The 26,093-nt window shown below is 66.8% G+C and carries 20 protein-coding genes and 1 pseudogene; 11 read left to right on the plus strand and 10 right to left on the minus strand.

What is annotated here, in order from left to right:
• The 4 genes and pseudogenes from C7T96_RS20080 to C7T96_RS20095 all read right to left on the minus strand — a co-directional run.
• Positions 1 to 120, minus strand: a pseudogene (locus tag C7T96_RS20080) (electron transfer flavoprotein subunit beta/FixA family protein); the annotation flags it as partial.
• Positions 121 to 145: 25 nt separating this feature from the next.
• Positions 146 to 1,384, minus strand: coding sequence for an FAD-dependent oxidoreductase (locus C7T96_RS20085; protein WP_106573050.1), 1,239 nt, complete (start codon positions 1,382 to 1,384; stop codon positions 146 to 148).
• 38 nt (positions 1,385 to 1,422) lie between these two features.
• Entirely contained in the window at positions 1,423 to 2,721 is a 1,299-nt protein-coding gene (locus C7T96_RS20090; RefSeq protein WP_245414189.1) for an aminotransferase class III-fold pyridoxal phosphate-dependent enzyme, read from the minus strand.
• A complete protein-coding gene (locus C7T96_RS20095) occupies positions 2,714 to 5,191 on the minus strand; it encodes an FAD-dependent oxidoreductase (protein ID WP_106573051.1) in 2,478 nt (825 codons plus the stop codon). Before C7T96_RS20095 ends, C7T96_RS20090 begins: the two co-directional genes overlap by 8 nt.
• Before the next feature lie 73 nt (positions 5,192 to 5,264).
• On the opposite strand from C7T96_RS20095, the gene C7T96_RS20100 reads away from it, so the two are divergent.
• Genes C7T96_RS20100 through C7T96_RS20125 form a run of 6 tightly spaced genes read left to right on the plus strand, consistent with a single transcriptional unit; the run spans position 5,265 to position 11,324 of the window.
• Positions 5,265 to 6,161: a MurR/RpiR family transcriptional regulator gene (locus C7T96_RS20100; RefSeq protein WP_245414190.1), complete on the plus strand. Its 897-nt coding sequence runs from the start codon at positions 5,265 to 5,267 to the stop codon at positions 6,159 to 6,161.
• Complete coding sequence (locus C7T96_RS20105) at positions 6,158 to 7,261, plus strand: aromatic ring-hydroxylating dioxygenase subunit alpha (RefSeq protein ID WP_106573053.1); 1,104 nt, start codon at positions 6,158 to 6,160, stop codon at positions 7,259 to 7,261. The genes C7T96_RS20100 and C7T96_RS20105 overlap by 4 nt, the downstream gene beginning before the upstream one ends.
• The gene (locus C7T96_RS20110; RefSeq protein ID WP_106573054.1) at positions 7,254 to 8,702 is read left to right on the plus strand and encodes an aldehyde dehydrogenase family protein; all 1,449 of its coding nucleotides are present in this window, start codon (positions 7,254 to 7,256) and stop codon (positions 8,700 to 8,702) included. Before C7T96_RS20105 ends, C7T96_RS20110 begins: the two co-directional genes overlap by 8 nt.
• 15 nt (positions 8,703 to 8,717) lie before the next feature.
• The gene (locus tag C7T96_RS20115) at positions 8,718 to 9,098 is read left to right on the plus strand and encodes a carboxymuconolactone decarboxylase family protein (protein ID WP_106573055.1); all 381 of its coding nucleotides are present in this window, start codon (positions 8,718 to 8,720) and stop codon (positions 9,096 to 9,098) included.
• Positions 9,095 to 10,201, plus strand: a complete 1,107-nt coding sequence (locus C7T96_RS20120) for a mandelate racemase/muconate lactonizing enzyme family protein (protein WP_106573056.1) — start codon at positions 9,095 to 9,097, stop codon at positions 10,199 to 10,201. The genes C7T96_RS20115 and C7T96_RS20120 overlap by 4 nt, the downstream gene beginning before the upstream one ends.
• Before the next feature lie 16 nt (positions 10,202 to 10,217).
• Positions 10,218 to 11,324 carry an alcohol dehydrogenase family protein gene (locus C7T96_RS20125; RefSeq protein WP_106573057.1) on the plus strand — a complete coding sequence of 369 codons (1,107 nt, stop codon included), beginning with the start codon at positions 10,218 to 10,220 and terminating at the stop codon, positions 11,322 to 11,324.
• 27 nt (positions 11,325 to 11,351) lie between these two features.
• Here the strand turns inward: C7T96_RS20125 and C7T96_RS20130 are convergent, their stop codons facing one another.
• The 4 genes from C7T96_RS20130 to C7T96_RS20145 all read right to left on the minus strand — a co-directional run bounded on the left by C7T96_RS20130 (position 11,352) and on the right by C7T96_RS20145 (position 16,279).
• On the minus strand, positions 11,352 to 12,632 hold the full coding sequence (locus C7T96_RS20130) for an MFS transporter (protein WP_106573058.1): 1,281 nt from the start codon (positions 12,630 to 12,632) through the stop codon (positions 11,352 to 11,354).
• 143 nt (positions 12,633 to 12,775) lie between these two features.
• Entirely contained in the window at positions 12,776 to 14,416 is a 1,641-nt protein-coding gene (locus C7T96_RS20135) for an ABC transporter ATP-binding protein (RefSeq protein ID WP_199190525.1), read from the minus strand.
• The gene (locus tag C7T96_RS20140) at positions 14,403 to 15,326 is read right to left on the minus strand and encodes an ABC transporter permease (RefSeq protein WP_106573059.1); all 924 of its coding nucleotides are present in this window, start codon (positions 15,324 to 15,326) and stop codon (positions 14,403 to 14,405) included. The genes C7T96_RS20135 and C7T96_RS20140 overlap by 14 nt, the downstream gene beginning before the upstream one ends.
• Entirely contained in the window at positions 15,323 to 16,279 is a 957-nt protein-coding gene (locus C7T96_RS20145) for an ABC transporter permease (RefSeq protein WP_106573060.1), read from the minus strand. Before C7T96_RS20145 ends, C7T96_RS20140 begins: the two co-directional genes overlap by 4 nt.
• Before the next feature lie 221 nt (positions 16,280 to 16,500).
• Here C7T96_RS20145 and C7T96_RS20150 point away from each other — a divergent pair, with 221 nt between their 5' ends.
• Positions 16,501 to 18,066: an ABC transporter substrate-binding protein gene (locus C7T96_RS20150; RefSeq protein ID WP_106573061.1), complete on the plus strand. Its 1,566-nt coding sequence runs from the start codon at positions 16,501 to 16,503 to the stop codon at positions 18,064 to 18,066.
• Between the two features lie 197 nt (positions 18,067 to 18,263).
• Positions 18,264 to 19,490, plus strand: a complete 1,227-nt coding sequence (locus C7T96_RS20155; protein ID WP_106573062.1) for a Xaa-Pro peptidase family protein — start codon at positions 18,264 to 18,266, stop codon at positions 19,488 to 19,490.
• Positions 19,491 to 19,544: 54 nt separating this feature from the next.
• Here the strand turns inward: C7T96_RS20155 and C7T96_RS20160 are convergent, their stop codons facing one another.
• The gene (locus tag C7T96_RS20160) at positions 19,545 to 20,717 is read right to left on the minus strand and encodes an aromatic ring-hydroxylating dioxygenase subunit alpha (RefSeq protein ID WP_106573063.1); all 1,173 of its coding nucleotides are present in this window, start codon (positions 20,715 to 20,717) and stop codon (positions 19,545 to 19,547) included.
• Between the two features lie 69 nt (positions 20,718 to 20,786).
• Between C7T96_RS20160 and C7T96_RS20165 the strand changes: the two genes are divergently transcribed.
• From C7T96_RS20165 to C7T96_RS20175, 3 genes are all read left to right on the plus strand, one after another.
• The gene (locus C7T96_RS20165) at positions 20,787 to 21,410 is read left to right on the plus strand and encodes a cupin domain-containing protein (RefSeq protein ID WP_106573064.1); all 624 of its coding nucleotides are present in this window, start codon (positions 20,787 to 20,789) and stop codon (positions 21,408 to 21,410) included.
• Positions 21,411 to 21,482: 72 nt separating this feature from the next.
• On the plus strand, positions 21,483 to 23,894 hold the full coding sequence (locus C7T96_RS20170; RefSeq protein WP_106573065.1) for an FAD-dependent oxidoreductase: 2,412 nt from the start codon (positions 21,483 to 21,485) through the stop codon (positions 23,892 to 23,894).
• 88 nt (positions 23,895 to 23,982) lie between these two features.
• Positions 23,983 to 25,086 (plus strand): mandelate racemase/muconate lactonizing enzyme family protein, encoded by a 1,104-nt coding sequence (locus C7T96_RS20175; RefSeq protein ID WP_106573066.1) that lies wholly within the window; start codon positions 23,983 to 23,985, stop codon positions 25,084 to 25,086.
• On the opposite strand, the gene C7T96_RS20180 is transcribed toward C7T96_RS20175, so the two are convergent.
• Positions 25,083 to 26,045, minus strand: coding sequence for a DMT family transporter (locus tag C7T96_RS20180; protein WP_106573067.1), 963 nt, complete (start codon positions 26,043 to 26,045; stop codon positions 25,083 to 25,085). The genes C7T96_RS20175 and C7T96_RS20180 overlap by 4 nt on opposite strands.
• Positions 26,046 to 26,093: the final 48 nt, after the last annotated feature.

Below are 26,093 nucleotides of genomic sequence, written 5' to 3' on the forward strand. Positions count from 1 at the left end.
CTCGTCAAAAGGGTTCATCGACATCTTCACGTTCGAAAGCTCGACGCCCGAGCCGTCGGCCTTAACACGCGGCTTAACATTCGCGTCGATCACACGCTTGACCGGGACGAGGACTTTCATGCGTTTTGCTCCAAATGGGTCGAGATCACGAGGCGGCCCGCGCATCCGCGCGCACGTATTGCATCAGATCGAACTGAGATGAAAGAAGATGGTCGGGCGACAGCGCCGCCCCCGAGGCGAAAAGGCGCCTGGCGGCCATGTGAGTCCTGGCGTCGTTGATCGTGTCGACGGCGACCGCCGTGCCGGCGCGAAAATACCAGAAGGCCCACCCGCCGGCGCGCGCCGCCGCAACCGGGATCACCCGGTCGTAGTCCAGCGCCAGGCCGACCGACTGCAGCTTGGCGTCGTACTGATCGCTCCAGAACCAGGGTACGGGCGCGTAGGCGACATCGCGGCCGAGCAGGGCATCGGCGACCGCGATTCCCTGGTCGACCGCGTTCTGAACCGATTCCAGCCGCACCCGCCGCCCGGCGAACGGAAAGACCGCGCAATCGCCCGCCGCGAAGATGGCCGGGTCGCTGGTCCGGCAGGACGCGTCGACCAAGATGCCGCCATCGACCGCAAGCCCCGCCGCGGCCGCCAGATCGTCATTGGCGATCCCGCCAATGCCGACCAGCACCAGATCGGCCGCAACCGTGCTGCCGTCGTCGAGCACGGCCGCGCGCACGCGCGACCCGTCGCCCATCAGCCGCGCCAGGCTCGCGCCCGTCCTGACATCGACGCCGTGCGCGCCATGCAGCGCGCCGACGGCCGAGGCGGTCTGCGCGCAGGCGACACGCCGCAAAAGCCGGTCGGTCTGCTCGACGACGGTGACCGCACGTCCGGTCTGCGCGGCGATCGCCGCCACTTCCAGGCCGATATAACCGCCGCCGACCACCAGCACCCGCCCGGCATCGGCGAGCGCCGCGCGCAGGCGTTCGGCATCGTCAATGCCGCGCAAGGTAAAGACCCCGTCCAGCCCGCCGGAAACGGTTTCGGGCAGGGTTCGCGCCCGCGAGCCGGTAGCCAGAACCAGCCGGCCATACTCGAGCCGCTCGCCGTCGGCGAGTTCAACGGCGCGCCCGGCGCGGTCGATGCGATGAACCCGGGTGCCCGTGCGCACGGCGATACGCTGCGTGTCGAAAAACTCAGGCGCCCGCAGCCCGAGCCGCCCGGCCTCGGTCTTGCCGAGCAGATAGGCCTTCGACAGCGGCGGACGCTGATAGGGCAGCCAAGGCTCCGCGCCGATCATCACCACGGCGCCCTGGTGCCCGCCCTCGCGCAGGCGCGCCGCACAGGACAGCGCCGCCTGCCCGCCTCCGACAATGACAATATCGTCGCGCAATTCGCACCTCTGGCGGGTCGGGTCGCCGTTTCAGGGTGTCAGCTGTCCAGCAGATGGGCCGCCGCGTGGGCGATGGCGTCCTCGGTCCAGGCCATATCCGCCTCCGTCAGCGCCAACGACGCATAGATCTTGCTGGCCGGCTTGAGGATGCCGCGCTCGCGCAAGAGCGCGTTGAAGCGGGCGCTCAACGCCTGGTCGCCCCCGGCCACGCCACGATAGTCGCGCACCGGGCGGGCGCTGAAGACGACGTCGAACAGCACCGGGTCGCCGACGATCTGGTAGGCGACGCCGAGCGGATCCAACGCCCGGCGCAGCATCGCCATCACGGCCTCGCCGCGCCGGGAAATCTGTTCGTAGCTGCCCGCGCGACGCAGAATCTCCAGGGTCTTTAGGCCGGCGACGGCGGCGACCGGATTGCCGCTCAGCGTGCCGATCTGCGGCGTGAAGCCCGCGCGCCCGACCGCCGCCTTGTCGAAATGCGCCATGATCTCGGCCTTGCCGGCAACCACGGCGAGCGGAAATCCGCCGCCGACGATCTTGCCGAGCGTGCACAGATCGGGAACGACGCCGTAGCGCTCCTGCGCGCCGCCATAGGCGAGCCGGAAGCCGGTCACGATCTCGTCGAAGATCAGCACGATGCCGCGCTTCGACGTTTCCTCGCGCAGCGCCTCGAGGAAGCCGGGCTCGGGCGGCACCAGGCGCTGCAGCGGCTCGACGATGACGGCGGCGATCTCGTCGCCGTGCTCGGCCAGAATCTGCCGCACGAACGCCTCGTCGTTGAACGGCGCGACGAGCACGGACTCGCGCACTCCGGCGGGAAGGCCGGCCGAATCGGCGATGCCGTTGGGGAAATTCTCGAGCCGGTCGGGAAAGATGCTGATCATCGCCTCGGCCGACATGCCGTGATAGCCGCCCTCGAATTTCAGGATCTTGTCGCGCCCGGTATGCGCACGCGCCAGGCGCAGGGCATACATGTCCGCCTCGCCGCCGGTCGACAGGTAACGCAGCTGTTCGGCGCAGGGCACGGCCTGGCAGATCACTTCGGCCAGTTCGATGCCGCGCGCATTGCTGGCGAAGAACGTCATGCCCTTGCCGAGCTGTTCGCGGACCGCCTCGATCACCTCGGGATGGTCATGTCCGAGGATCATCGGGCCCGAGCTGATCAGATAGTCGACATATTCCTTGCCGTTCTCGTCCCAGACACGCGCGCCATGCCCCTCGCGGACGACGATCGACGGATCGAAGTTCCCGAAGCCGCCGGCCGGCAACACCGCCTTCGCCCTGTTCAGCCACGCGTCCTGCATCGAGCCCGCCGTCCCACTCGTCTTGTCAAGCATTGGCGATCGCCTTTCCGTTCAGGTCAAGGGGCTCCGCGTCGGTACGCGGCAGGCGGTTTTGCGGGTCGTAGGCCGGTTCGTCGCGAACCCGTGCCTTGCGCGCCTCGCCCATGATGATGACGTCGAGCTCGGTGCCCGGGACGGCCGCCTGCGGCGCGATATAGGCGAAGGCGAGGATCGCGCCCACCGACCCGCCATAGGCGATCGACGTCACCGAGCCGACCACCCGCCCGTCGAGCACCACGGCCTCGCCGCCATTGCCGTCGCAGATCCCGTCGGCCTCGATCTCGAGATAGGCGCACAGCCATCGCGGCGGCTCCGCCAACGCGGCCTCGGTGGCGCGCTTGCCGCGAAAATCGGGTTTGTCCATCTTCACGAAGCGCATCACATCGGCCTCGGGCAGGGTCACCTCGTTGGTGAGTTCGCCGGCGCCCTTGAACATCTTTTCCAGCCGCATGACGTTCATCGCGAACGAGCCGTAATCGGCCAGGCCGAACGCGGCGCCGGCCTCGTGCAGCGCGTCGTAGATCACGGGCAGGCTGTCGCGCGGACCGTGCAGCTCCCAGCCGAGTTCGCCGGCATAGGACATGCGGAACGCCCACACTTTTTGCCCCGCCACCGCGATCGGCTGCGCCGTCAGCCACGCAAACGCGGCATTGTCGAGCGCTGCGTCCGTGCAGGCACACAAAATGTCGCGCGCACGCGGCCCGTTCAGCGCCACCGCGCCCCACTCTTCGGAAAGATTGGTGATCGTCACCGCCTCGTCCGGCCGGCGGCTGAACGCCAGATGGTCGAGCAGCCGCTGTTCGAAGAAGGCCGCGCAGGTGAAATAGAACCGATCCTCGGCAAACCGCACGATCGTCGTTTCAAGCTCGATGCGGCCGGTGTCGTTGAGCAGATGCGTCAGCGCGATGCGCCCCGGCTTGGACGGCAGCCGGTTCGGCACCAGCCGGTCGAGAAAGCCGGCCGCATCCGGTCCCGACACCTCGACCTTGGTGAAGGCGGAAATATCGACCAAACCGGCGCGCTCGCGCACGGCGCGGACCTCCTCGCCGACCAGATCGTGCCAGGCCGGACGGCGGAACGAATAATAGTCGCGCTGCTCGAGCCCGCCGCGTGCGAACCAGCGCGGCCGCTCCCAGCCATAGACCTCCTCGAACACGGCGCCCTTGTCCTTCAGCCGGTCGTAGAGCGCGCTCGGCTTGACCGGGCGTCCGGCGGTGCGGTTGAGATGCGGGAACGGAATCTCGTGGCGAAGCAGATAGTCCTCCTTCGCCTTGGTGACCTGATAATCCTGGTCGGCGAACTTGCCGTAGCGGCGCGGGTCGTAGTCGCGCATGTTGATGTCGGCGGCGCCGTGCACCATCCAGCGCGCCAGCTCGCGGGTCAGGCCCGGCCCCCAGCCGATGCCGATCTGGCAGCCGCAATTCAGCCAGAAATTGCGCAGTCCCGGCGCCGGCCCGATCAGCGGATTGCCGTCCGGCGGGTGCGAGATGGCACCGTGAATGGCCTGTTTGATGCCCAGTTCGGCGAGCACCGGCATCCGCCCCATGGCGTTTTCCAGCCACGGCATGATGCGGTCGTAGTCGGGCTCGAACAGCTCGTGCTCGGCCTCCCACGGGCATTCGTCGACCCAGACCGTGTTCGGATTCGCCTTTTCGTAGATGCCGATCAGGCCCGACTTCTGCTCCATGCGGATATAACCGGAGACCAGCCGGTCGTCGCGCACCACCGGTAGCTCCCGTTCCAGATCCATGAATTCGGGAACCGTGTCGGTGATCAGATAATGGTGGGTCATCGAGGTGGTCGGCACGTCGAGCCCGACCCATTTGCCGACCTGGCGCGCATAGGTGCCGCCGGCATTGACGACGTGCTCGCACACGATCTCGCCCTGCTCGGTATAGACCCGCCATTCGCCGTTGGGCTCGGGCTTCACGTCGACCACCCGACAGTGACGGGTGATCGTCGCACCGAGCTGACGCGCGCCCTTGGCGAGCGCGAAGGTGGCGCCGGCGGGATCGACATGACCGTCGTCGGGCGTATAGAGCGCCGCGCGCACCCCCTCGAGATTGTAGAATGGATGCAGCTCGCGCACCCGCTCGGGCCCGACCAGTTCCATTTCGAAACCGAGCGCCCGGCCGACGCTCATGGTCTGACGCAGCCAGTCGAACTCGTCCTCGGTATAGGCGAGCCGGAACGAGCCGCAGCCGTGCCAGGTGACCGACTGCCCGGTCTCTTTTTCCAGCACCTGGGAGTAGAGGTCGATATTGTAGCCGACGCACTTGCCGAGCGAGAAGCTGGACGTGGAATGCGTGATCTGGCCGGCCGCGTGCCAGGTCGAGCCGGATGTCAGCTCCGACTTTTCCAACAAGACGATATCGGTCCAGCCCTCATGCGCGAGGTGATAGGCCAGCCCGCACCCCATGACGCCTCCGCCGATGATTACCACCCGGGCGTGGGTTACACTCATGATCGTCTCTCCGATGAAAACAGCCTATGGACATGGCTATCGAACAAATGTACGGTTGTCAACGATGAAACAAATGAATGTACCATTACCGAAATCACCCGCCGAGGTCCTTACCGAGCTCGCCAACCGGCTGTCGTCCTTCACGCCGGAACTGCAGAAGGCGGCCACCCACATTTTGGAAAACTCCAACCTGGTCAGCGTCAGCTCGATCCGGAAAATGGCCCAAGATGCCGACGTCAAACCCAACACGCTTGTCAGGATGGCGCGGACGCTGGGCTTCGAGGGCTACGAGGATTTCCGCAAACCGTTCCGCGAGCAGGTCATTCGCGGCCGCGAGGACTTTCCCGACCGCGCCCGATGGCTGCAGTCGCTGTCCAAGGGCGGCAAGCTGGCGAGCCTTTACGCCGACATGGCGGCGGCCTCGATCGAGAACATCGAAAGCCTGTTTTCAGACACCGACGCCAAGAGCGTCAAGGCGGCCGCCGACGCCGTCATCAAGGCGCGCACCACCTATGTGCTCGGCGTCGGCATCGCCAACGTGATCGCGGGCAACTTCGCCTATCTCGCCGGCATGGCCGTCGGCAGCGTCGTGGCCATCCCGCGCGACGGCTCGCTGCCGGTCGACGGGCTGGTCAGGGCCGACAAAAACGACGTGCTGATGGCCATGACCTTCAAGCCCTATCGCCGCGAGGTGGTGGAGGCCGTCGACGTCGCGGTGGCGCACGGCATGAAGGTCATCGGCATTTCCGACAGCCCGGCCTCGCCGATCCTGGCCAAGGCCAGGCATCGCTTCGTGGTGCCGATGGACACCCCGCAATTCTTCACCTCGACCGTCGCCCTGACGGCGCTTCTCGAAACGATCATGGCTTTTGTCGTCGCCGAGGCCGGCCCCGAGGCCGTCAGCAATATCGAGCGATTTCACCGGCGACGTCATGAGCTTGGCATCTACTGGAGTGAGGAACCACGATGAACGCACCCGCCGTGCCGCCGATCGCGCCCCTGCGATCCCTGGACGCCCGCTACTACACCGATCCGGAGGTTTTCGCCAAGGAACAGGCGGGACTGCTGGCGCGGACATGGCAATTCGCCGGACACGTCTCGCTCGTGGACAAGCCCGGCGACTACTTCACCTTCGAAATCGCCGGCCAGAACCTGTTTTGCATCCGCGACCGCGACGGCGAGCTGCGCAGCTTCTACAATGTGTGCCAGCACCGTGCGCATGAATTGCTGCGCGGCACCGGCAACACCAAGCTTCTGGTCTGCCCCTACCACGCCTGGACCTATGAACTGACCGGGAAGCTGCGCAGCGGCCCCAACATCCGCGCCGTGCCCGGCTTCGACCGCAGCGCGATCTGCCTGCCCGCGGTCCGCACCGAGCTCTTCTGCGGCTTCATTTTCGTCAATCTCGACCCCGACGCCAGGCCGATGGATGAGTGGTTTCCGGGCGTGCGCGAGCAATTGCGCGACTATGTGCCCGACATCGAGCGGCTGAAACCGCTGGAATGGGTCGAGATTCCGGAAAACTGCAACTGGAAGGTCTCGGTCGAGAACTATTCCGAGTGCTATCACTGCCCGATCAACCACAAGACCTTCGCCACCGGCGTGATCAAGCCGGACACCTACGACATCCAGCCCCAGGGCCATTGTCTGCGGCACACCACCGAGTGCCAGAACCTGGAGCAGATGAGCTACCCGATCGACCTGGCCGCCAATCCGCGCGCCGGCGAATATTCGTCCTGGTTCCTGTGGCCCACCTTCTCCTTCCAGGTCTATCCGGGCAACGTGCTCAACACCTATCACTGGACCGTCAAGAGCGTCGAGGAAGTGGTGGTCTGGCGCGGCTGGTACACGATCGACGGCGTCGATTCGGAGGTGATCCGCAAATTGGCGCTCCAGGACCGGGCGACCACGGTCGAGGAAGACATCCACATCGTGGAATCCGTTCAGCGCGGTCTGAAGAGCCGCGGCTACCAGCCCGGCCCGCTGGTCATCGACCCCAAATGCGGCGTCAATTCCGAACATTCGGTGCGCGTCCTGCAGCAATGGATACGCGAAGGGGTGGATGGCTGACATGAGAGCGTACTGGCAAAACTATATCGCCGGCGCCTGGGTCGATGGCGGCGCCGGCAGGATCGCGGTCGACGACCCGGCGACGGGCGACACGCTCGCCGAGCAGGCCTGCGCCGACGCCGGCGATGTCGAGCGCGCGGTCGCGGCCGCCAAGGCCTGCCACCGTTCCGGCGTCCTGACCGCGATGCGCCCGGTCCTGCGCGGGCGCATGGTCCGCGCCATGGGCGACTATCTGCTGACCGAGATCGACACCGTCGCCGAGGTGCTGTGCCGCGAAGCCGGCAAGCCGCTTTGGGAGGCGCGTCTGGAGGTGGAGGGCGCGGCGCGTTATTTCGAGTATTACGGCAACCAGGCCGAAACGCTCGAGGGCCGCTCGATCCCGCTTGGCGAGGCCTATTACGACTTCACCACCTATGAACCCTACGGCGTGTCGGCGCAGGTGATCCCCTGGAACTACCCGCTGGAAATGGCCGCGCGTTCGCTGGCCCCGGCGCTGGCCACCGGCAATGCCTGCGTCCTCAAGACGCCCGAGCTCGATCCGCTGTCGAGCGCCTTCATCGCCCTGGCGGCCGAGCATGCCGGCCTGCCGCCCGGCGCCGTCAACATTCTGTGCGGGCTCGGCCGCGAGGCCGGTGCGGCCCTGGTCGGCCACCGCGACGTCAACCAGATCGTGTTCACCGGCTCGGTGCCGACCGGCATCAGCATTGCGGCGGCGGCGGCCGGCAATGTCGTGCCCTGCGTGCTCGAGCTCGGCGGCAAGTCGGCAGCGATCGCCTGGCCCGACGCCGATCTCAGCCGGCTGCTCGCCTCGGTGCGCTGGGGCATCTTTTTCAATGCCGGCCAGGTCTGCTCGGCCATGTCCAGGCTGATCGTTCACGACGACGTCCACGACGAAGTGGTTGACCGGATCGCCGACCTGGCACGCTCGATCTCGACCGGTCCCGGCATCGATCGGGCCGATTTCGGCGCCAATATGGGCGCGATGATTTCCGCCGCGCAGCGCGACCGGGCCGAAGCGATGTGCCGGGAGGCCGAGCGCCAGGGCGCGCGCGCCGTCGTTGGCGGCAGGCGGCTCAACCGGCCCGGCCATTTTCTCGAGCCAACCGTGTTCGACGGCATCGCGCCGGAGATGACGATCGCCCGCGAGGAGGTGTTCGGCCCGGTCCTGTCGGTGTTGAGGTTCCGCGACGACGACGAGGCGATACGTCTGGCGAACGCCACCGAATACGGCCTGGTCGGCGGCGTGTTCACGGCCGATGTCGGCCGTGCGATGAAGACCGCCGCCCGGCTTCGCGCCGGCCAGGTCTTCGTCAACGAATGGTTCGCCGGCGGCGTCGAGACGCCGTTCGGAGGTTACGGCAAATCCGGCTACGGCAGGGAAAAGGGCCGCGAGGCCCTGTGGAACTATGTGCAGACCAAAAACATCGCGATCGCGGTTTAATTCCAGGAGTTTCGTGTGAAGCAAGATCTGTTCGACAAGGGCCTCGCCAAGCGCAAGGCCACGCTCGGGGCCGACTATGTGGAGAAGAACCTCGCCGCGGCCGACGCCTTCACCCGCCCCTTTCAGGAGGCGATGACCGCCTGGTGCTGGGGTTTCGGCTGGGGCGACGAGACGCTCGACGCCAAGACGCGTTCGCTGATGAACCTCGCCATGATCGGCGCGCTCGGCAAGATGCACGAATGGGAGACGCATTGTCGCGGCGCGCTCAACAACGGCGTGTCCACCGACGAGATCCGCGCCGCGATCCATGTGGTCGGCATCTATTGCGGCGTGCCGCAGGCGCTCGAATGTTTCCGCGTCGCCAGAAAGGTGCTCGAGGAGCGCGACCTGCTGTGAAAATCATCCGGATCTGCGTCTGGCGGTTCGACCTTCCGCTGACGAAACCCTATTGGCTGTCCGGTGGCCGGCTGAAATTCGAGGCGCTCGACAGCACGTTCGTGCGCATCGACACCGATGCCGGCCTGTCCGGCTGGGGCGAAGGCTGCCCCTGGGGCAACACCTATCTGCCGGCGCACGGACCGGGCATCCGCGCCGGTATCGCGACACTGGCCCCGGCTCTGCTGGGTCGCGACCCGTGCGCGCTGGAGGCCGTCAACCGGGCGATGGATACCGCGCTGCCCGGCCATCCCTACGTCAAATCGGCGATCGACATGGCCTGCTGGGACATTTTCGGCAAGGCGAGCAACATGCCGTTATGGCGTCTGTTCGGCGGCGAGACCGCCGATCCCGTCGCCGTCAACTCCTCGATCTCGACCGGTTCCAACGAGGAAATGATCGCGTTGATCCGCGACGCCTATGCCGAAGGTTACCGCACCCATTCGGCCAAGGTCGGCGGCAGCGACCCCGCGCGCGACATTGCCCGGATCGAAGCGATCGAGGCGGCGCTCGAGCATGACGAAACGGTCACCTATGACGTCAACCGCGCCTGGACCCCGGCGGTCGCGATCCAGGTGCTCAACAATGTGGGCCTGCGCGGCTGGGTCGAGCAGCCGTGCCAGACGCTGGCGCAATGCGCCCATGTCGCCCGCCGCGTGCGCCAGCCGATCATGCTCGACGAATGCCTGCACAGCTTCGAGGACCATCTGGAGGCCTGGAAGCTCGGCGCCTGCGAGGGCGTCAAGGTGAAGCCGAACCGGGTGGGCGGTCTCACCAAGGCCCGCCAGATCCGCGATTTCGGCGTGTCGGTGGGCTGGCAGATGCATATCGAGGACCTGGGCGGCTCGGCGCTCGCCGACACCGCCGCCATCCATCTGGCCTCGTCGACACCGGCCGAGAACCGGCTGGCGAGCTGGCTGTGCCACCATCATCTCGCCATCGACCCGGTGGCCGGACAAGGCGCCCGCAACAGCGATGGATTTGCCGTCCCGCCGAGCGCTCCAGGCCTCGGCGTCGCTGCGGATGTCGAGAGACTGGGCGACCCGGTCGCCATCTATTCCTGATGACGAGGAGAACGACGTGAAGCAGCCGGATTCAATGCGCGCGGTCGTCCTGACCGGCCATGGCGGCCTCGACAAGCTCGCCTATCGCGAGGACTGGCCGGTACCGGATCCGGCGCCCGGCGAGGTGCTGATCCGGGTCGGGGCGTGCGGGCTCAACAACACCGACATCAATACCCGCACAGCCTGGTATTCCCGCGCCGTCAGCGGCGGCATCACGCCGACGAGCGGCAGCGCCGGCTTCGAGGAAGCCGAGGCCGAGGCCGGCAGCTGGGGCAGCGCGGCGCTGCGCTTTCCGCGCATCCAGGGCGCCGACGTGGCCGGCCGGATCGCGGAGGTCGGCGACGGGGTCGATCCCGCGCGGATCGGCGAAAGAGTGATCGTCGACCCCTGGCTTCTCGGCCCGGGCGACTGGCTCGACACCGCAAACGCGGCCTATTTCGGCTCCGAATGCGACGGCGGCTTCGCCGACTACACGACCGTGCCGGCCCGCAATGCGCTGCGCATCGACAGTCCGCTGTCGGATGCCGAACTGGCGACCTTTCCCTGCGCCTACACGACGGCTGAAAACCTGGTCGCACGGACCGGGCTGAAACCCGGCGAGACCGTGGTGATCGCCGGCGCCTCGGGCGGGGTGGGCTCGGCCGCGATCCAGCTTTGCCGGCTGCGCGGCGCCCGCGTGATCGCGATCGCCTCGCGCGCCAAGGCCGGCCTCTTGGAAGAGCTGGGCGCCGATAAGGTGATCGACCGCGCGACGCCCGATATGGCCGAGGCGATCCGCGCCGCGGCCGGCGGCGGCGTCGAGGTCGCCCTTGACGTGGTCGGCGGCGGTCTTTTCGCGCCCCTGCTCGAGGCCCTGCGCCATGGCGGACGCTATTCCAGTTCCGGCGCGATCGCCGGTCCGGTGGTCGAGTTCGACCTGCGCCAGCTGATCTACAAGGACCTGCAACTCACCGGCGCGACCATCGTGCCCCCGGGCACCGCCACGCGCCTGGTCAGCCTGATCGAGCAGGGCCTGCTGCGGCCGCTGCTGGCCGAACGCTATCCGCTGCGCGAGCTTGGCGCCGCCCAGGAAGCGTTCATGCAAAAGCGGCATGTCGGCAACATCGTCGTCACCATGGCGTGACGGACGGCGACCGGGCGCGTGCGGGCCTCAATCCCGCGTGTCCGTCCCGTCGGCTCCGTCCGCCTCGTCGCGCTCCTGCAATTCGTTCGACCAGGCCTGCGCCGTCTCCACGGCGAGCGGCGTGGAGGCCGGCATCACGCCCACATAAGGCGCCATTTCCTCGACCGGCGGCGTCGGCCGCTGCGCCATCCGCCACAAAGCGTAGGACGCCACCATGGCAAACAGCAACGCCAGCACGAGCCAGAAGGACTGCGCGCCGGCCCTGTCCATCGCGCCGCCGATGACCAGGGGACCGAAGATCGCACCGAGCCCATAGATGAAGACAAGCCCCCCGGAAGCGGCCGGCATGTCGTCGGCATCCAGATAGTCGTTGGTGTAGGCGATCAGCAGCGAATAGAGCGGGCTCGCCACCCCGCCCATGGCAAAGGCGGCCACCAGCAGCGGTACCAATGTCGCGCCGGCGAAAAAGCCGAGCCCGCAGGCCGCCACGCCGAGCGCCGCCAGAAGCAGGATCAGTAGGCGCCGATCCATGCGGTCCGACGCCCATCCGACCGGGAATTGCAGCACCAGACCGCCCAGAAACATCGCCGCCACGAACAGCGCGATGCCGGTTTCCGACAGACCCGCCTGGGTGCCGTAGACGGCGCCCATGCCGGCCTGGGCGGCAAAGACGCCGCCAAGCAGGAAAAGCCCGATCGTGCCCAGCGGTGAATTCTCGTAGAGCTGGCGCAGGCTCATCGGCTTGCTGGTTTCGGCGGCCGGCGTTGCCGTCGCTGCCAGAAGGATCGGCCCGAACGACAGCGACACCAGGATCGAGGCGAGGATGAACAGCGTCGCGCCGGCGGTATCGGCCGTTGTGAGCAGCCATTGCGCCGCGACCATGCCCGCCATCTGCGCCAGCATGTAGGCGGAAAGGATCTTGCCGCGCAGGTCGTTCGGCGAATCGTTGTTGAGCCAGCTCTCGGCGGTCACGTAGACCCCCGACATGAAGAAGCCGAACAATACCCGCAGCAGAACCCACGCCCACGGTTCCGCGACCAGCGGGAAGGCGATCAGCGTGGCCGACATGAACGAGGCGAAGGCGGCGAAGACGCGCACATGCCCGACACGGCGGATTAGCCGCGGCGCCATGCGCGCACCCGACAGGAAGCCGACGAAATAGGCCGACATGACCACCGACAATTCGGCCGAGGAGAACCCCTCGATTCCGCCGCGCACCGCCAGCAGGGTCGCATGCAGGCCGTTGCCTGTCATGATCAGGGTCATGCCGAACAGCAATGCCCACACGCGGCCCAACACGAGAAGCATCCATGTCCTCCACTTCGCGGCTCAGGGCAGTGCCCGTGTGGGCCCTCAGGGTCGCGCCGTCGAAACGCCGCGCCCCCGAACGGTCTCACCCACCGACGTGGCGCATGAGCGGGCTGCCTGTCAACCGGGGGAGGTGCCGCCGCTTATGACTGTGCCGGCGTCATGCGCGTCTGGCGGATTGTGTCGAGCCAGTCCGGGTCCATTTGCGGGACCGAGGCCAGCAGCAATTCGGTATAGGCGTGATGGGGCGGCACGAAGATTTCCTCCTTCGGTCCCTGCTCCACCACTCGCCCCTGATGCATGACGACGACCTCGTCTGCGATCGCCCTGACGGTGGCGATGTCGTGGGTGATGAACAGATAGGACACCCGCAACTCCTCCTGCAGCCGCATCAACAGCTTGAGGATGCCGCGTGCGACGAGCTGGTCGAGGGCCGAGGTCACCTCGTCGCAGATGATCAGGTCCGGCTCGGCGGCGAGGGCGCGGGCGATGCACAGGCGCTGTTTCTGCCCGCCCGACAACTCGCCCGGATAGCGCTGCAGAAAGGCCTCGCCGAGCTCGATCTGGTCGAGCAGTTCGACCATCCGCTCCTTGCGCGCGGCGCCGGTCATGCCGTGGAAGAAGGTAAGCGGCCGCCCCAGAATCTCGTCCACCCGCTGGCGCGGGTTCAGCGAGGTGTCGGGGGTCTGGTGGACGAGCTGTATGCGCCGGCGCAGCACGCTGCTGCGCTCGCGCAGCGTCGGCTTCAACTCTTCGCCGTCGAAGCGGACCGTTCCCCCGGTGCAGGGCAACAGGCCCGTCACCACGCGCGCCAGCGTCGACTTGCCCGATCCCGATTCGCCGACGATCGCCACCGTGGTGCCTTCGGCCACCGACAGGCTGACATCGTGCAGCACCTTGGTCGCGCCATAGGCGGCGCTGACGTCGCCGATCTCGAGGATCGCCCGGCCGACATGCGAGCCGGCCCGGCGCGCCGCGCCCGATGCCAACAGCTCGCGCGTATAGGCGGCGTTCGGGCGTTCGAGCACGCGCCGCGTCTCGCCCTCCTCGACCAGCTCGCCATAGCGCAACACCATGATGCGGTCGGCGAGCTGCGCCACCACCGCGAGATCGTGGGTGATATAGATCGCGGCGGTATTAAAGTCCCGCACGACGTCCTTGATGGCGGCGAGCACCTCGATCTGGGTGGTGACGTCGAGCGCCGTCGTCGGTTCGTCGAAGACGATCAGGTCGGGCCGGCAGGCCATCGCCATCGCCACCATGGCGCGCTGGAGCTGGCCGCCCGAAACCTGGTGCGGGAAACGGTCGCCGATCGTCTCGGGATCCGGCAGGCGCAGCTTGCGGTAGAGCGCGACAGCTTCCTGGCGCGCCGTCGCGGCATCGCAGGCGCCGTGCAGGGTCGCCACCTCGACGAACTGGTCGATGATGCGATGGGCCGGGTTGAACGACGCGGCCGCCGACTGCGCCACATAGGCGATGCGCACGCCGCGCAACCGGCGCAGCTCGTCTTCGCTCAGCACGTTGAGATCTGCGCCGTCGAACAGGCTGACGCCGCCGCTGATGCGACAACCCGGCCGCGCGTAGCCGAGCGCTGCCAGGCCGATCGTGGACTTGCCGGCGCCCGATTCCCCGATCAGGCCGAGCACCTCGCCGCGCTTCAGCGTGAGGTCGATCCCCTTGACGATCTCCACCCAGCCGGCGTCGTTCTGGCCCTCGATGCGCAGCCCGCGCATTTCCAGCACCACGTCGTCCCGCGGGTCGGACATGTTTTCACGATTCATCATGCAGCCCGCTCGTTTCATGCAGGAACCAGTCGACGACGAAGTTGACGCCGACGGTCAGAAGCGCGATCGCCGCGGCCGGCAGAAGCGGCGTGATGTCGCCATAGGTGATCAGGATGGCGTTGTCGCGCACCATCGAGCCCCAGTCGGCCGTCGGCGGCTGGATGCCGATCCCCAGGAAGGACAGCGAGCTGATCAAGAGGAACACGAAGCAGAACCGCATGCCGAACTCGGCGATCAGCGGCGGCAGGATGTTGGGCAGGATCTCGCGGCGCACGATCCAGCCCAGCCCCTCGCCGCGCAGCCGCGCAACTTCGACGAAATCCATCACCACGACGTTCATGCCCGCCGCCCGCGCCAGCCGGAACACGCGCGTGGAATCGAGCACGGCGATGATGACGATCAGGGTCGGCACCGAGGTGCCGAAGATGGTCAGAAGCAGCATCGCGAAAATCAATTGCGGGATCGCCATCAGCACGTCGACGGCGCGGGCGAGAAACTGATCGAGCCAGCGTCCGACGGTGGCCGCCAGCAGCCCGGCCCCGCCGCCGATGATGAAGGCCAGACAGGTGGTCACAAACGCGATGCCGACCGTGTTGCGCGCGCCGTAGATCAGCCGCGTGAAGGTGTCGCGTCCGAGATTGTCGGTCCCGAGCGGGAACGCGTTCGACCACGGGCTGAACTGCGCGCCGACGACCTCGCTTTCGCCATAGGGCGCGATCAGCGGCGCGAACACGGCCACGATCACGTAGACCGCGATCACGGCCAAACCGAACCAGGCGCTCCACGGCGCCGCGCCGAGGCTCTTGGCGAACGCGCCGGCTGCGGCGCGCAGGCCGCCGGCGGCCGGTTGACCGGCATTGCCGCTGTCCGGCGGCGACGCGGCCTCGTAGGGTCTGGAAGGATCGCTCATCGCGGATACAAAAGCCTCGGATTGGTCAGGATCGACAGAATGTCGGCGATCAGGTTGAGCATCACATAGGTGGCCGCGAAGATCAGGCTGCATGCCTGCACCACCGGCACGTCGCGGCGCTGGACCGAATCCACCATCAGCTGCCCGAGGCCGGGATAGACGAACACCACCTCCACGACGACGACGCCGACGATCAGATAGGCAAGGTCGACGGCCACGACGTTGATGATCGGCGCCAGCGCGTTGGGCAGGGCGTGGCGGACGATCAGGCTGTAGCGCGTCGCCCCCTTCAGCCGCGCCATCTCGATATAGGGGCTTGCCAGAACGCTGATGATCGCAGCCCGGGTCATGCGCATCATGTGCGCGGCGACCACCAGCGTCAGCGTCAGCGCCGGCAGCGCGGCCAGGTGCAGCGCCTCGCCGAAACCGTTGCCCGGCCGCATCGTCGACAGGCTCGGGAACCAGCCGAGCTGCACCGACAGAAACATGATCAGGATATAGGCGACGAAGAACTCCGGAAACGACATCCAGGTCAGCGTCACCAGATTGGTGAGACGGTCGAACAGGCTGCCGCGATAGAGCGCCGTCAACAGGCCGAGCATCAGCGAGACCGGCACCGCGACGCAGGCCGCGACCGCGGCCAGAAAGACGGTGTTGCCCAGCCGCTCGCCCATCAGTTCGGATATGGCGCGCCCGTTGGCGAGCGAATTGCCGAGATCGCCGCTCAAAAGCCCCGAGAGCCAGTCGAGATAGCGCACGTGCAAAGGCAGATCGAGCCCGAGCTCGCGCCGGAACGCCGCCACCGTCTCCGGCAGGGCCGAGCGGCCGAGGATTTCGGTGGCCACGTCGCCCGGCAGCATCGACACGCCGAGAAAAATGATCAGCGAGACGATCCACAGCACGAACACACCCAAAGCCAGGCGCTTCAAGACCAGCGTCAGTATGTTCCCCATCGAGCTTCCGGTTGTCCGAATGATACAATCGTTTTTCTATAGACAGGTTAATAAAACAATCGTACGCTCGTCAATGAACAAAACGCACACCAGCGCCAGTCCCCGAAAAAGGCCGCGAACGAGGAGCGGTCGGGGCCGGGCGCGCGGTGCCGGGAGAACGCGTCGCTGCCGACCGCCCCTGGCGGCGACGGCCCGCACGAGGGGCGAAAGGGAGAGTTCGAATGAATCGTGATCCGTCGAAATCGTGGAACCTGTCGCGGCGCGCCCTTCTGGGCGGCGGCGCGGCGGCCATTGCGTCGATTGGCCTTCCGGGCCTTGCCGGTCGCGCCGCGGCCGCGACGCCAAAGCGAGGCGGAATCCTGCGCGTGGGCTATTCGCAGGGCGGCACGAGCGACAGTCTCGATCCGATGTCCTATTTCTCCGATCCGCAATACGCCTATGGCTGGATGTTCGGCAACAATCTGGTCGAGCTCGCGCCGGACAAGAGCCCGATGCCCGAACTGGCCGAAAGCTGGGAAGGCAGCAACGGCGCCAAGACCTGGACCTTCGTGCTGCGCAAGGACGTGGAGTTCACCAACGGCAAGAAGCTCACCGCAGCCGACGTGGTCTATTCGCTCAAGAGGCACATGACGGACGATTCGAAGTCCGCCGCCAAGGGGCTGCTGGAGGGGATTTCCGACGTGCGCGCCGACGGCGACCACGTGGTGGTGGTCGAGCACGCGACCGGCGATGCCGACGTTCCAGTCATCCTCGCCGATTTCCATTTGCAGATCATTCCCGAGGGCTTCAACGACTGGACGACCTTCATCGGCTCCGGGCCCTATATCCTGGAGCGCTTCCAACCCGGCGTGACCTTGTCGGCGCGCCGCAACCCGAACTACTGGAAGCCCGACCGCGCCTGGTTCGACGGCATCGAGTTCACCTTCATCAATGACGCCACCGCGCGCGCCAACGCGCTGACCACCGGCGCCGTTGACGCAGCAGACCGGATCGAGCCGAAGATCGTCAACCTGATCCAGCGCCAGCCCAATCTCAAGCTCGTCGAGACGATCGGCAGCACCTACGTGGCAAGCTGCATGGACGTGCGCGAAGGTCCGTTCGACGACAACGACGTGCGTCAGGCGGTCAAATACGCCATCGACCGCGAGGCGCTGGTCGCCAGCGCCTTCTCCGGCTTCGGCGAAGTCGGCAACGACCATCCGATCGCCAGCAACGATCCGTTCTTCAACAAAGACCTGGCCCAGCGCCAGTACGACCCCGAAAAGGCCAAATGGCATCTCAAGCAAGCCGGGCTGAGCTCGCTCGACCTGGAACTGAGCGCCGCCAATTCCGCCTTTGCGGGCGCGGTCGATTCGGCCGTGCTGATGCGCGAGCAGGCCCGCGCGGCCGGCATCAACCTCAACGTAAAGCGCGAACCCGACGACGGCTACTGGTCGAATGTGTGGATGAAGCGCCCCTATTTCATGACCTATTGGGGGGTACGCCCGACTCCGGGCATGATGTTCTCGCTCGCCTTCCAATGCGACGCGCCTTGGAACGAATCGCGCTGGTGCGGCGAGCGCTTCAACCAGCTCCTGAAGGCGGCGCAGACCGAACTCGACGCCGAAAAGCGGCGCGGGATGTACCAGGAAATGCAGGCGCTGAGCCACGACGAAGGCGGCAACTGCATCTTTGCCTTCCCGGCCGCGCTGGACGGCTACAGCGACCGGGTGGCCGGCGTCGAACCCGACTTGGTCCGCACCATGTTCGGCTCGCGCCTGGCCGAGCGCGCCTGGTTCGCCGACTAGCGCTCGATCCCGAAAACCGGGTGCCGGTTTTCGGGTCGGCACGCGCCATGCCGAGCGCTGGACCGCGAGGGCGTTTCGACCGAGCGCCATAGCGGTCGTGGACAGGTTTTTCCGGCCCGCTTCGGCGGCCGGCGTCTGAAAGCAGTTTTGGACGCCGGCCGCGTTTTTTCATCATCCAACGAAGTGGATAGCGTGTCATGGCTTACCCTGACGAACTCGTCGCGGCCGACCTGTGGAGCGATCTCAGGACCTATCGCGACATGCCCGACATCGACATGGAACGGCTCTATGCCTATCGCCTCGGGCGCCTGCGCGGCGCCCTGCGCGAGACCGGCGCGGCACTTTGCGTGCTGGTGAGCCCGATCAGCCTGCGTTACGCGGTCGACTATCGCACCTACGGGCTGTTCCAGTCGCATGTGCCGACCACCTATCTGTTCGTGCCGGTCGAGGGACCGTTGGTGATCCACGGCGTCTACGGCACGCCGCCGATGGTCGACGAAACGCGCCCGGCACGCCCGCTCAACTTCTTCGACGGCGGCCACGAGCTGAGCGAGGCGGCGCGGCTGTTCGCCGACGACGTGGTGCGTTATCTGGCCGAGATCGGCACCGACAACCGGCGCGTGGCGGTGGAATATGTCAACCCGAGCATCACCCAGGCCCTGCTGCAGCGCGGGCTCGAGGTGATCGACGGCGTCACCGTCTCGGAGGCGGCACGGGTCATCAAGTCGGCTGACGAGATCGCCTGCATGCGCTGGGCGATCGGGGTGGCCGAACTGGGCATCGCCAAGATGAAGCAGGCGCTTCGTCCCGGCGTCACCGAACTGCAGCTCTGGGGCCTGCTCAACTACACCAATCTCGCCAATAACGGCGACTGGCACGACGGTCGCATGCTGGCGTCCGGACCGCGGATCAATCCCTGGCTGCAGGAGGCGACCCAGCGGCAGGTAGAGTCCGGCGACCTTGTCGGCTTCGACACCGACATGATCGGCCCGTTCGGCTATTTCGCCGACATCTCGCGCACCTTTCATTGCGGGCCGGCCAAACCGACCAGGAGGCAGAAGCAGCTCTACCGCCTCGCCGTCGACGAGATCGACCACAATCTCGCCCTGCTGCGCCCGGGCCTCACGCTCTTTGAGTTTCAACAGCAGGCGCTGGTGCTGCCGGAGGAGTATCACGCCAACGCCTATACCTGCCTGATCCACGGCGTCGGCATGGCGGACGAGTATCCGCGCGTCAATCCTGTGTTCGGCACGCCGTCGCATTATGACGGCACGCTGGAGGCCGGCATGGTGGTGTGCGTGGAAAGTTATGTCGGCGCGCTCGGCGAGCGCGACGGCGTCAAGCTGGAACAGCAGGTTCTGCTGGTCGAAGGCGGCTACGAGCTGTTGTCGACCTACCCTCTCGAAGACTGTCTTTTGGACTGACCCCGGCGTGGCCCGGCGGCCGCGACGGGCTGCCGCCGAGCCCTTTCCAGGTTGTTATGGCGCCATGACTTTCTCGACGATGCGGCGGCCGAACTGATGGGTCGGCCCTTCCCAGTGCGGCGAAAGCCGACCGCCGTCATAAGCGGGCGACCGCCGTCCCTGCTGCAGCAGCTCGAGCACGCCGATATCCTCGCGGTTGAGATCGTCCCACATCTTCATCAGCGCCGTGCGCGGTTCTCGGAAGGTTTCCGCCGTCGCCGCCTCCCCGACGAGAAACACATGCAGCTCCTCGCGCGTCAGGTCGGGCGCGACCGGATAGGAGACCAGCAGGGTGAACTGGTCGGGATAGACCTCGGCGGCGAAGTGGGGAAAACACAGGAACCACAGGCCCCGCTGCGCGTCCGCCGGCGGCAGGCCGGGATAGTGCGGCAGCCCGTCCCCGCGCCCTTCCTCAACCTGCGGAAAGACGTAGTCGTTGTAGAAGACATGGTCCTGCCACTCGCCCGACCAGCGGATGTTCATCGGCGCGAACTTGATCAGGCGCGGATGCACGGCAAAGACGTGATACCCCTCCATGTAGTTCTCGTAGACCAGCTTCCAGTTGGCCCGCACCTCGAATTCCAGCTTCCCGGCCCAGCGGATCGCCGAGAAATCGTAGGAGCCGGTGCGCCGCAGCAGCGGCGCCAGCCAGTCGGCGAGCGGCTGCGCGTCGCCCGACACGTTGACGAAGATGCAGCCGTTCCACACCTCGGTACGCACCGCCACCAGATCGAGCTTGTCGCCTCCGCCATTGTCGAACCGATCGACCTGGTCGGGTCCGAGAAAATGCGGCCGGGCGCGCAGCTTGCCGTCGAGCCCGTAATTCCACGCATGGTAGGGACAGGTCAGGGTGGACTTGCGACACGGCTCGGTGACCAGCCGGGCGCCACGGTGCCGGCAAACATTGTGGAAGGCGCGCACGATACCGTCCCGGCCGCGCACCACCACCAGCGGCGCGCCGCCGATCTCGATCGGTTTCATCGCGCCGGGTTCGACCAGCTCGGCCTCCGCGCCGGCAAACACCCAGGAGCGGCGAAACACACGCTCCTGTTCCAGGGCGAGCCATTCCTCCGACCAGTAGGCCGCGTTCGGCAGGCCCGACGCCTCCTCGATCGGCGCGAAGGCCTGCGCAAGCCCCTCCTCTCCCAACAGGGTTCTGACCCTGGCCGTCACTTCGGAATGCTGCATGACATTCGCCTCGTTTCAAAAACAACAACCATATTGACACCATATGAAAATTATGATGTCAATATTTTCATGATAAGTAAAAAACAGACATCAAAAAGGCAAAAGACGCCTGCCGAGCACCTCGGCGGCGAGCTTAGGAGCCTGCGCAAGGCGCACGGGCTCAGCCTGAAGCAGCTCGCGGAGAAAAGCGGCAAGTCGCTGAGCTTTCTCAGCAAGATCGAGCGCGGTCTGGCGCGGCCGTCGATCACCGCGCTGCAGGACATCGCCGAGGTTTTGGGCGTGCCTATCGGCTGGTTCTTCGAAACCGAGGGACCGGTGGCGGCAAATGAGCGCCCCTATGTCGTGCGCGCCGGCCGCCGCCGGCGCCTGACCTATTCGGGCGTCGCGTCGACGGACTATATGGGCTTTCAGGATCACCTTTTGTCGGCCAATCTCGACGGCGAGCTGGCGATGGGCATATCGCGCTACGAACCCGGCGGCTCCACCGGCGACGATCTTTACGCCCATCAGGGCGAAGAGGCGGGCCTGGTGCTGGAGGGCGAGATCGAACTCACCCTCGGCGACGAAGTTTTTGTGCTGCGCCCCGGCGACAGTTTTTCCTTCCCCTCGAAGATTCCGCACCGCTATCGAAATCCCGGCCAGGTGACCGCGGTCGTGGTGTGGGCCAACACGCCGATCTCGCTCAGGCGCTAGGACCGCCGCTCCCAAGAACGGTCCAAGTCCCCGCCGCCCGGAGCTCCCCTCGCAAAAGATGGAACAGGACGAATGCGCAAACATGCCCGCGTTGTGGTTATCGGCGGCGGAAACATGGGCACGGGTGTGCTCTATCATCTGGCCCGCGAAGGCTGGACGGACTGCCTGCTGCTGGAAAAGGCGGAACTGACCTCGGGCGCGACCTGGCACGCGGCCGGGCTGGTGAGCCGCATGGTCGCCGGCCATGCGCTCGGCTCCATCCACGATTACGCGGTCGATTTCTACAAGTCGATCGAGGCCGAGACCGAGCAGTCGGTGAGCTGGCACGGATGCGGCTCGCTGCGCGTGGCGACCTCGCCGGACCATCTCGACTGGATCCGGCACATACGCGACACGGTCGTGGCGCGCGGCCAGGTGGCCGAGATCGTCTCGCCTGACGAGGTCGCGCGCCTCAATCCCTTGTACGACACCAAGGCGGCGGGCGTGTTGGCCGGGCTCTACACGCCCGACGACGGCCATGTCGACCCCGCCGGCACCTGCTTCGCGATGGCCAAGGGCGCCCGCATGATGGGCGCCGAGATCGTGCGCCGCTGCCGCGTCACCGACGTCACCCGCCTGGCCTCGGGCGAATGGGAGGTTCTGACCGACCAGGGCCATCGCATCGTGTGCGAGCATGTGGTCAACGCCGGCGGCTACCACGCCAGGCAGATCGGCGCCTTCTCGGGCCTCGACCTGCCGATCACCACCATGCAGCATCATTACGCGGTGACCGACGACGTGCCCGCGTTCGCCGCCATGGGCCACGAGATTCCGGTCACCCGCGACGACTATTTCTGCGGCTATATCCGGCGCGAGCAGAAATCGGCGCTGATCGGCCTCTACGACAAGCAGGCGCCGCAGACCGCCTGGCTGGACGGCTGTCCCTGGGATTCCGAAAACGAGCTCTTCGAGCCCAATCTCGACGGCATCCTGCCCTGGCTCGAGCGCTGTTTCGAGCGCTGTCCGTCCCTGTCCGATATCGGCATCAAGCGCATCGTCAACGGCGGCATCACCTACACGCCCGACGGCGCCATGCTGCTCGGCCCCGCCCCCGGCCTCGCCAATTACTGGCTCGCCTGCGGCGCGACCGTCGGCATCGCCTGGGGGCCGGGCGCCGGCCGCGCCCTGGCGCAATGGATCGTGCACGGCAGCGCCGAGATTTCCACCCGCGCCTTCGATCCGCGCCGCTTCGGCGCCTGGAGCGACGCCGGCTATGCCCGCCGGCGCGCAACCGAGGACTACACGCTGCGCCAGGCCATGCCGTTCCCGCAGATCCAGCGCCGGGAGGGGCGCGACATCCGCCTGTCGGGCGCCCACGCACATACGAACGCACTGGGCGCCGTCTACGAGGAGGCCGGCGGCTGGGAGCGGCCGCGCCTCTACGCGCCCCGGGAACCGGCCGGCTGGCGCCGCACCGCCGCCTTCGACACGGTCAACAAGGAAGCGCTGGCGGTGCGCGAGGGCGTCGCGCTCGGCGATTTTTCGGCCTTCGCCAAGTTCGAGCTGACCGGCACCGAGGCCGAAGCGTTCCTGAACCGGATCTGCGCCAACCGGATGCCGAAGGCCGTCGGCGGCACCTGCCTGACGGCGATCCTTAACCGGCGCGGCACTTTCGAGGGCGAGGCGACAGTCGCCCGGCTCGGACCGGAGCGCTTCTGGTTCGTGACCGGCGCCCCCTCCGAACGGCGGGTCTGGGACTGGCTGACCGTCCACCAGCGCGGCAACGAGGCGGTGACCATCGTCAACCGGTCCGACGAGATCGGCATCCTCACGCTCGCCGGCCCGCGGGCACGCGACGTTCTGGCCCGCGTGAGCGGCGCCGACCTGTCCAACGCCGCCTTCCCCTGGCTGCGCGCGCGAGAGATCGACGTCGCCGGGATTCCCGTCATCGCGCTTCGGCTGTCCTTCGCCGGCGAACTGGCCTGGGAGCTACACGCGCCGAACGACGCGCTCGGCCGGTTGTGGAGCGCGCTGTGGGCGGCGGGCGAGACCTTCGCCATCGCCCCCTTCGGGGCCAAGGCCCTGGATCTGCTGCGTCTCGAAAAGGCCTATCGCGGCGGCCACGAACTCGCCAACGACGTCTCGCCGGTGGAGGTCGACATGATGCGGCTGGTGAAGCTCGACAAGCCGTTCGTCGGCCGCGAGGCTCTGATGGAGCGCATGGACAAGACGGACGGCGCGCGCATCGCCTATCTCGAGATCGACACCGGCGACGCCGACGTCCTCGGCGGCGAGGCGGTGTTCTGCGGCGCGGCGCGGGTCGGCGCGGTGAGCTCGGGCGGCTACGGACCAAGCGTCGGCCGCAGCCTGGCGCTTGCCTTCGTCGCGGCCGACATGGCGACGCCGGGCACGGCTTTGACCGTCTCGCTGCTCGGCGAACTGCGCGCCGCCACCGTGCTCGGGCAGGCCGCCTATGATCCAGCCAATGCGCGCCTGAAAGCATAGCGCTGCGGACGCGTCCGGCAGCCGCGCGGCCCGTCGCCGCGGCGCCCCCTCCCCAGCGTCCCCATGCCATCTCGAAAGGGCTCGAAGCATGAAGATCACGCGCATCCGCGTCTATCGCAAGGACCTCACCTATGTCGGCGGTATCTACCGCTGGGGCCGCGGCAACGCGATCACCGTCGCCGCCTCCACCGTCGTCGTCCTCGACACCGATGCCGGCCTGTCGGGCGCCGGCGAGTTCTGTCCCTGCGGCGACAATTATATGGAAGCCTTCGGCCACGGCACGGAAGCTGCCGCGCGGCTGCTCGCGCCGGCGCTGCTCGGTCAGGATCCGCGCCAACTATCCGTGATCGAGCGCCTCATGGACAACACCATTCGAGGCCACGGCTACGCCAAGGCGCCGTTCGACGCAGCGTGCTGGGACATCCTCGGCAAGGCGACCGGCCAGCCGGTGTGGGTGCTGCTCGGCGGCCGGCATACCGACGGCGCGCCGCTCTACAAGGTCGCTCCCCAGAACGCGCCCGACCAGATGGTGGCCGAGATGAATGCGCTGCGCGAAACCGGCTACCGCCAGTTCCAGGTCAAGGTCGGCGCCGACTGGGTCGAAGACATCGAGCGCATCCGCGCCACGGTTCCGAATCTGCTGCCGGGCGAAAAGGCCTTCGCCGACGCCAATCAGGGCTGGCGCGTCGACGAGGCGATCCGCGTGGCGCGCGCCACGCGCGATCTCGACTACACGATGGAGCAGCCCTGCCAGACCTACGAGGAGTGTTTGCAGGTGCGCCGCCGCATCGACCTGCCGATGAAGCTCGACGAGTGCGTCACCACGATCGACATGGTCCAGCGGGTCATTCGCGACCGCGCAGCCGAGGTGGTGTGCCTGAAGATCTCCAAGCAGGGCGGCCTGTCGAAGGCGCGGCGCATGCGCGACCTGCTGATCGACAACCGTATCCCCGTCGTCGCCGAGGACAGCTGGGGCGGCGAGATAACCACCGCCGCGCTCGCTCACTTCGCCGCCTCGACGCCGCAGGAATTCCTGATCAACACCACCGACCTGCACAATTACAACAACGAGCGCACAGGCACGCCGCTGCCGCCCACGCGGAACGGCAGGCTATACGCGCCCGACGCGCCGGGCCTGGGCGTGGAACCGGATTTCGACAGCCTCGGCGAACCGGTCGCCGTCTATGGCTAGGCATCAGTCGCGGCCGTAATCCTGCGGACCTTGTCCTGTCGAAGACCGGCCAGCGTCAGCCCGTAGATACAGGCGACGACGACCGCCAACGCGACGATCTGGTACGCCGCGATCGTATCTCCCAAAAAAGGCACCGCCAGCACCATGGTCAAGGCCGGCCATGGTGCGGTGATCGAGCTGGCCAGCGACACGGCAATATGGCGCACGGCATAGAACCAGACGATCAGTTCCAGGAAATAGACCAGCCCCATCACCGCCGAGATCGGGCGCATCACCGCCTCGACCCCCCTGAGCAGTCCAAACGGCAGCGCCACCGTCAGCACGACCGCCAGGAACACGGTGGAGATCGCGACCCGGAAAAAGGTCACCTGGGCCGGCGTGATCGGCGTCGTGCTGAGCTCCTCCTTGATGATCACGTGCGCGATGCTCCACAACAGCGGCACACCCAGGCAAACCAGGAACCAGGGCGACATGCCCGCTATCGTGAACGTGCCGCCCGTGCCGAGAAAATAAAGCGATCCGATCAACACGGCCGTCAGCGCAAGCTCGGCGGCCGTCTTGCGCCGCCCCAAAAACAGGCTTTCCCACGCGATGGAAAACAGCGGATAGGCCTGGATGGCGATGGCCGCGTTGGCGGCGCCGGCTCTGTCGACGCCAAGAACGTAGAGATAAGTCGACAGGCCGAACAAAGAGCCTGTGAACACCGCCACCGCCCCCATGCGCCTGCGTTCGCGCCGCGACAGCCCGGCCGCGAAAATGCCGCGTGTGCCCCGCTTGAGCTCGATCCCGAATACCGGCAGGGCAAACACCACCTGCCACACCGAAAGGGCAAAGGCGAAGGCAAGAGCACCGGTCGCGGCCGAGCCGAGATTGGAAATAATCGGCATCACGCCGAGAAGGCCCAGGCTGACCAGCGAGAGCGCGATGCCCTTGCCGGCGGACGGCGTAGAAATTCCCATCGACCTATCCATGCAAATTGCATTGACGATGCCAAAAATTGAACTCAA

This window comes from Nitratireductor sp. StC3 (genome assembly GCF_003015025.1).
GTDB classification, from domain to species: Bacteria; Pseudomonadota; Alphaproteobacteria; order Rhizobiales; family Rhizobiaceae; genus Mangrovimarina; species Mangrovimarina alexandrii.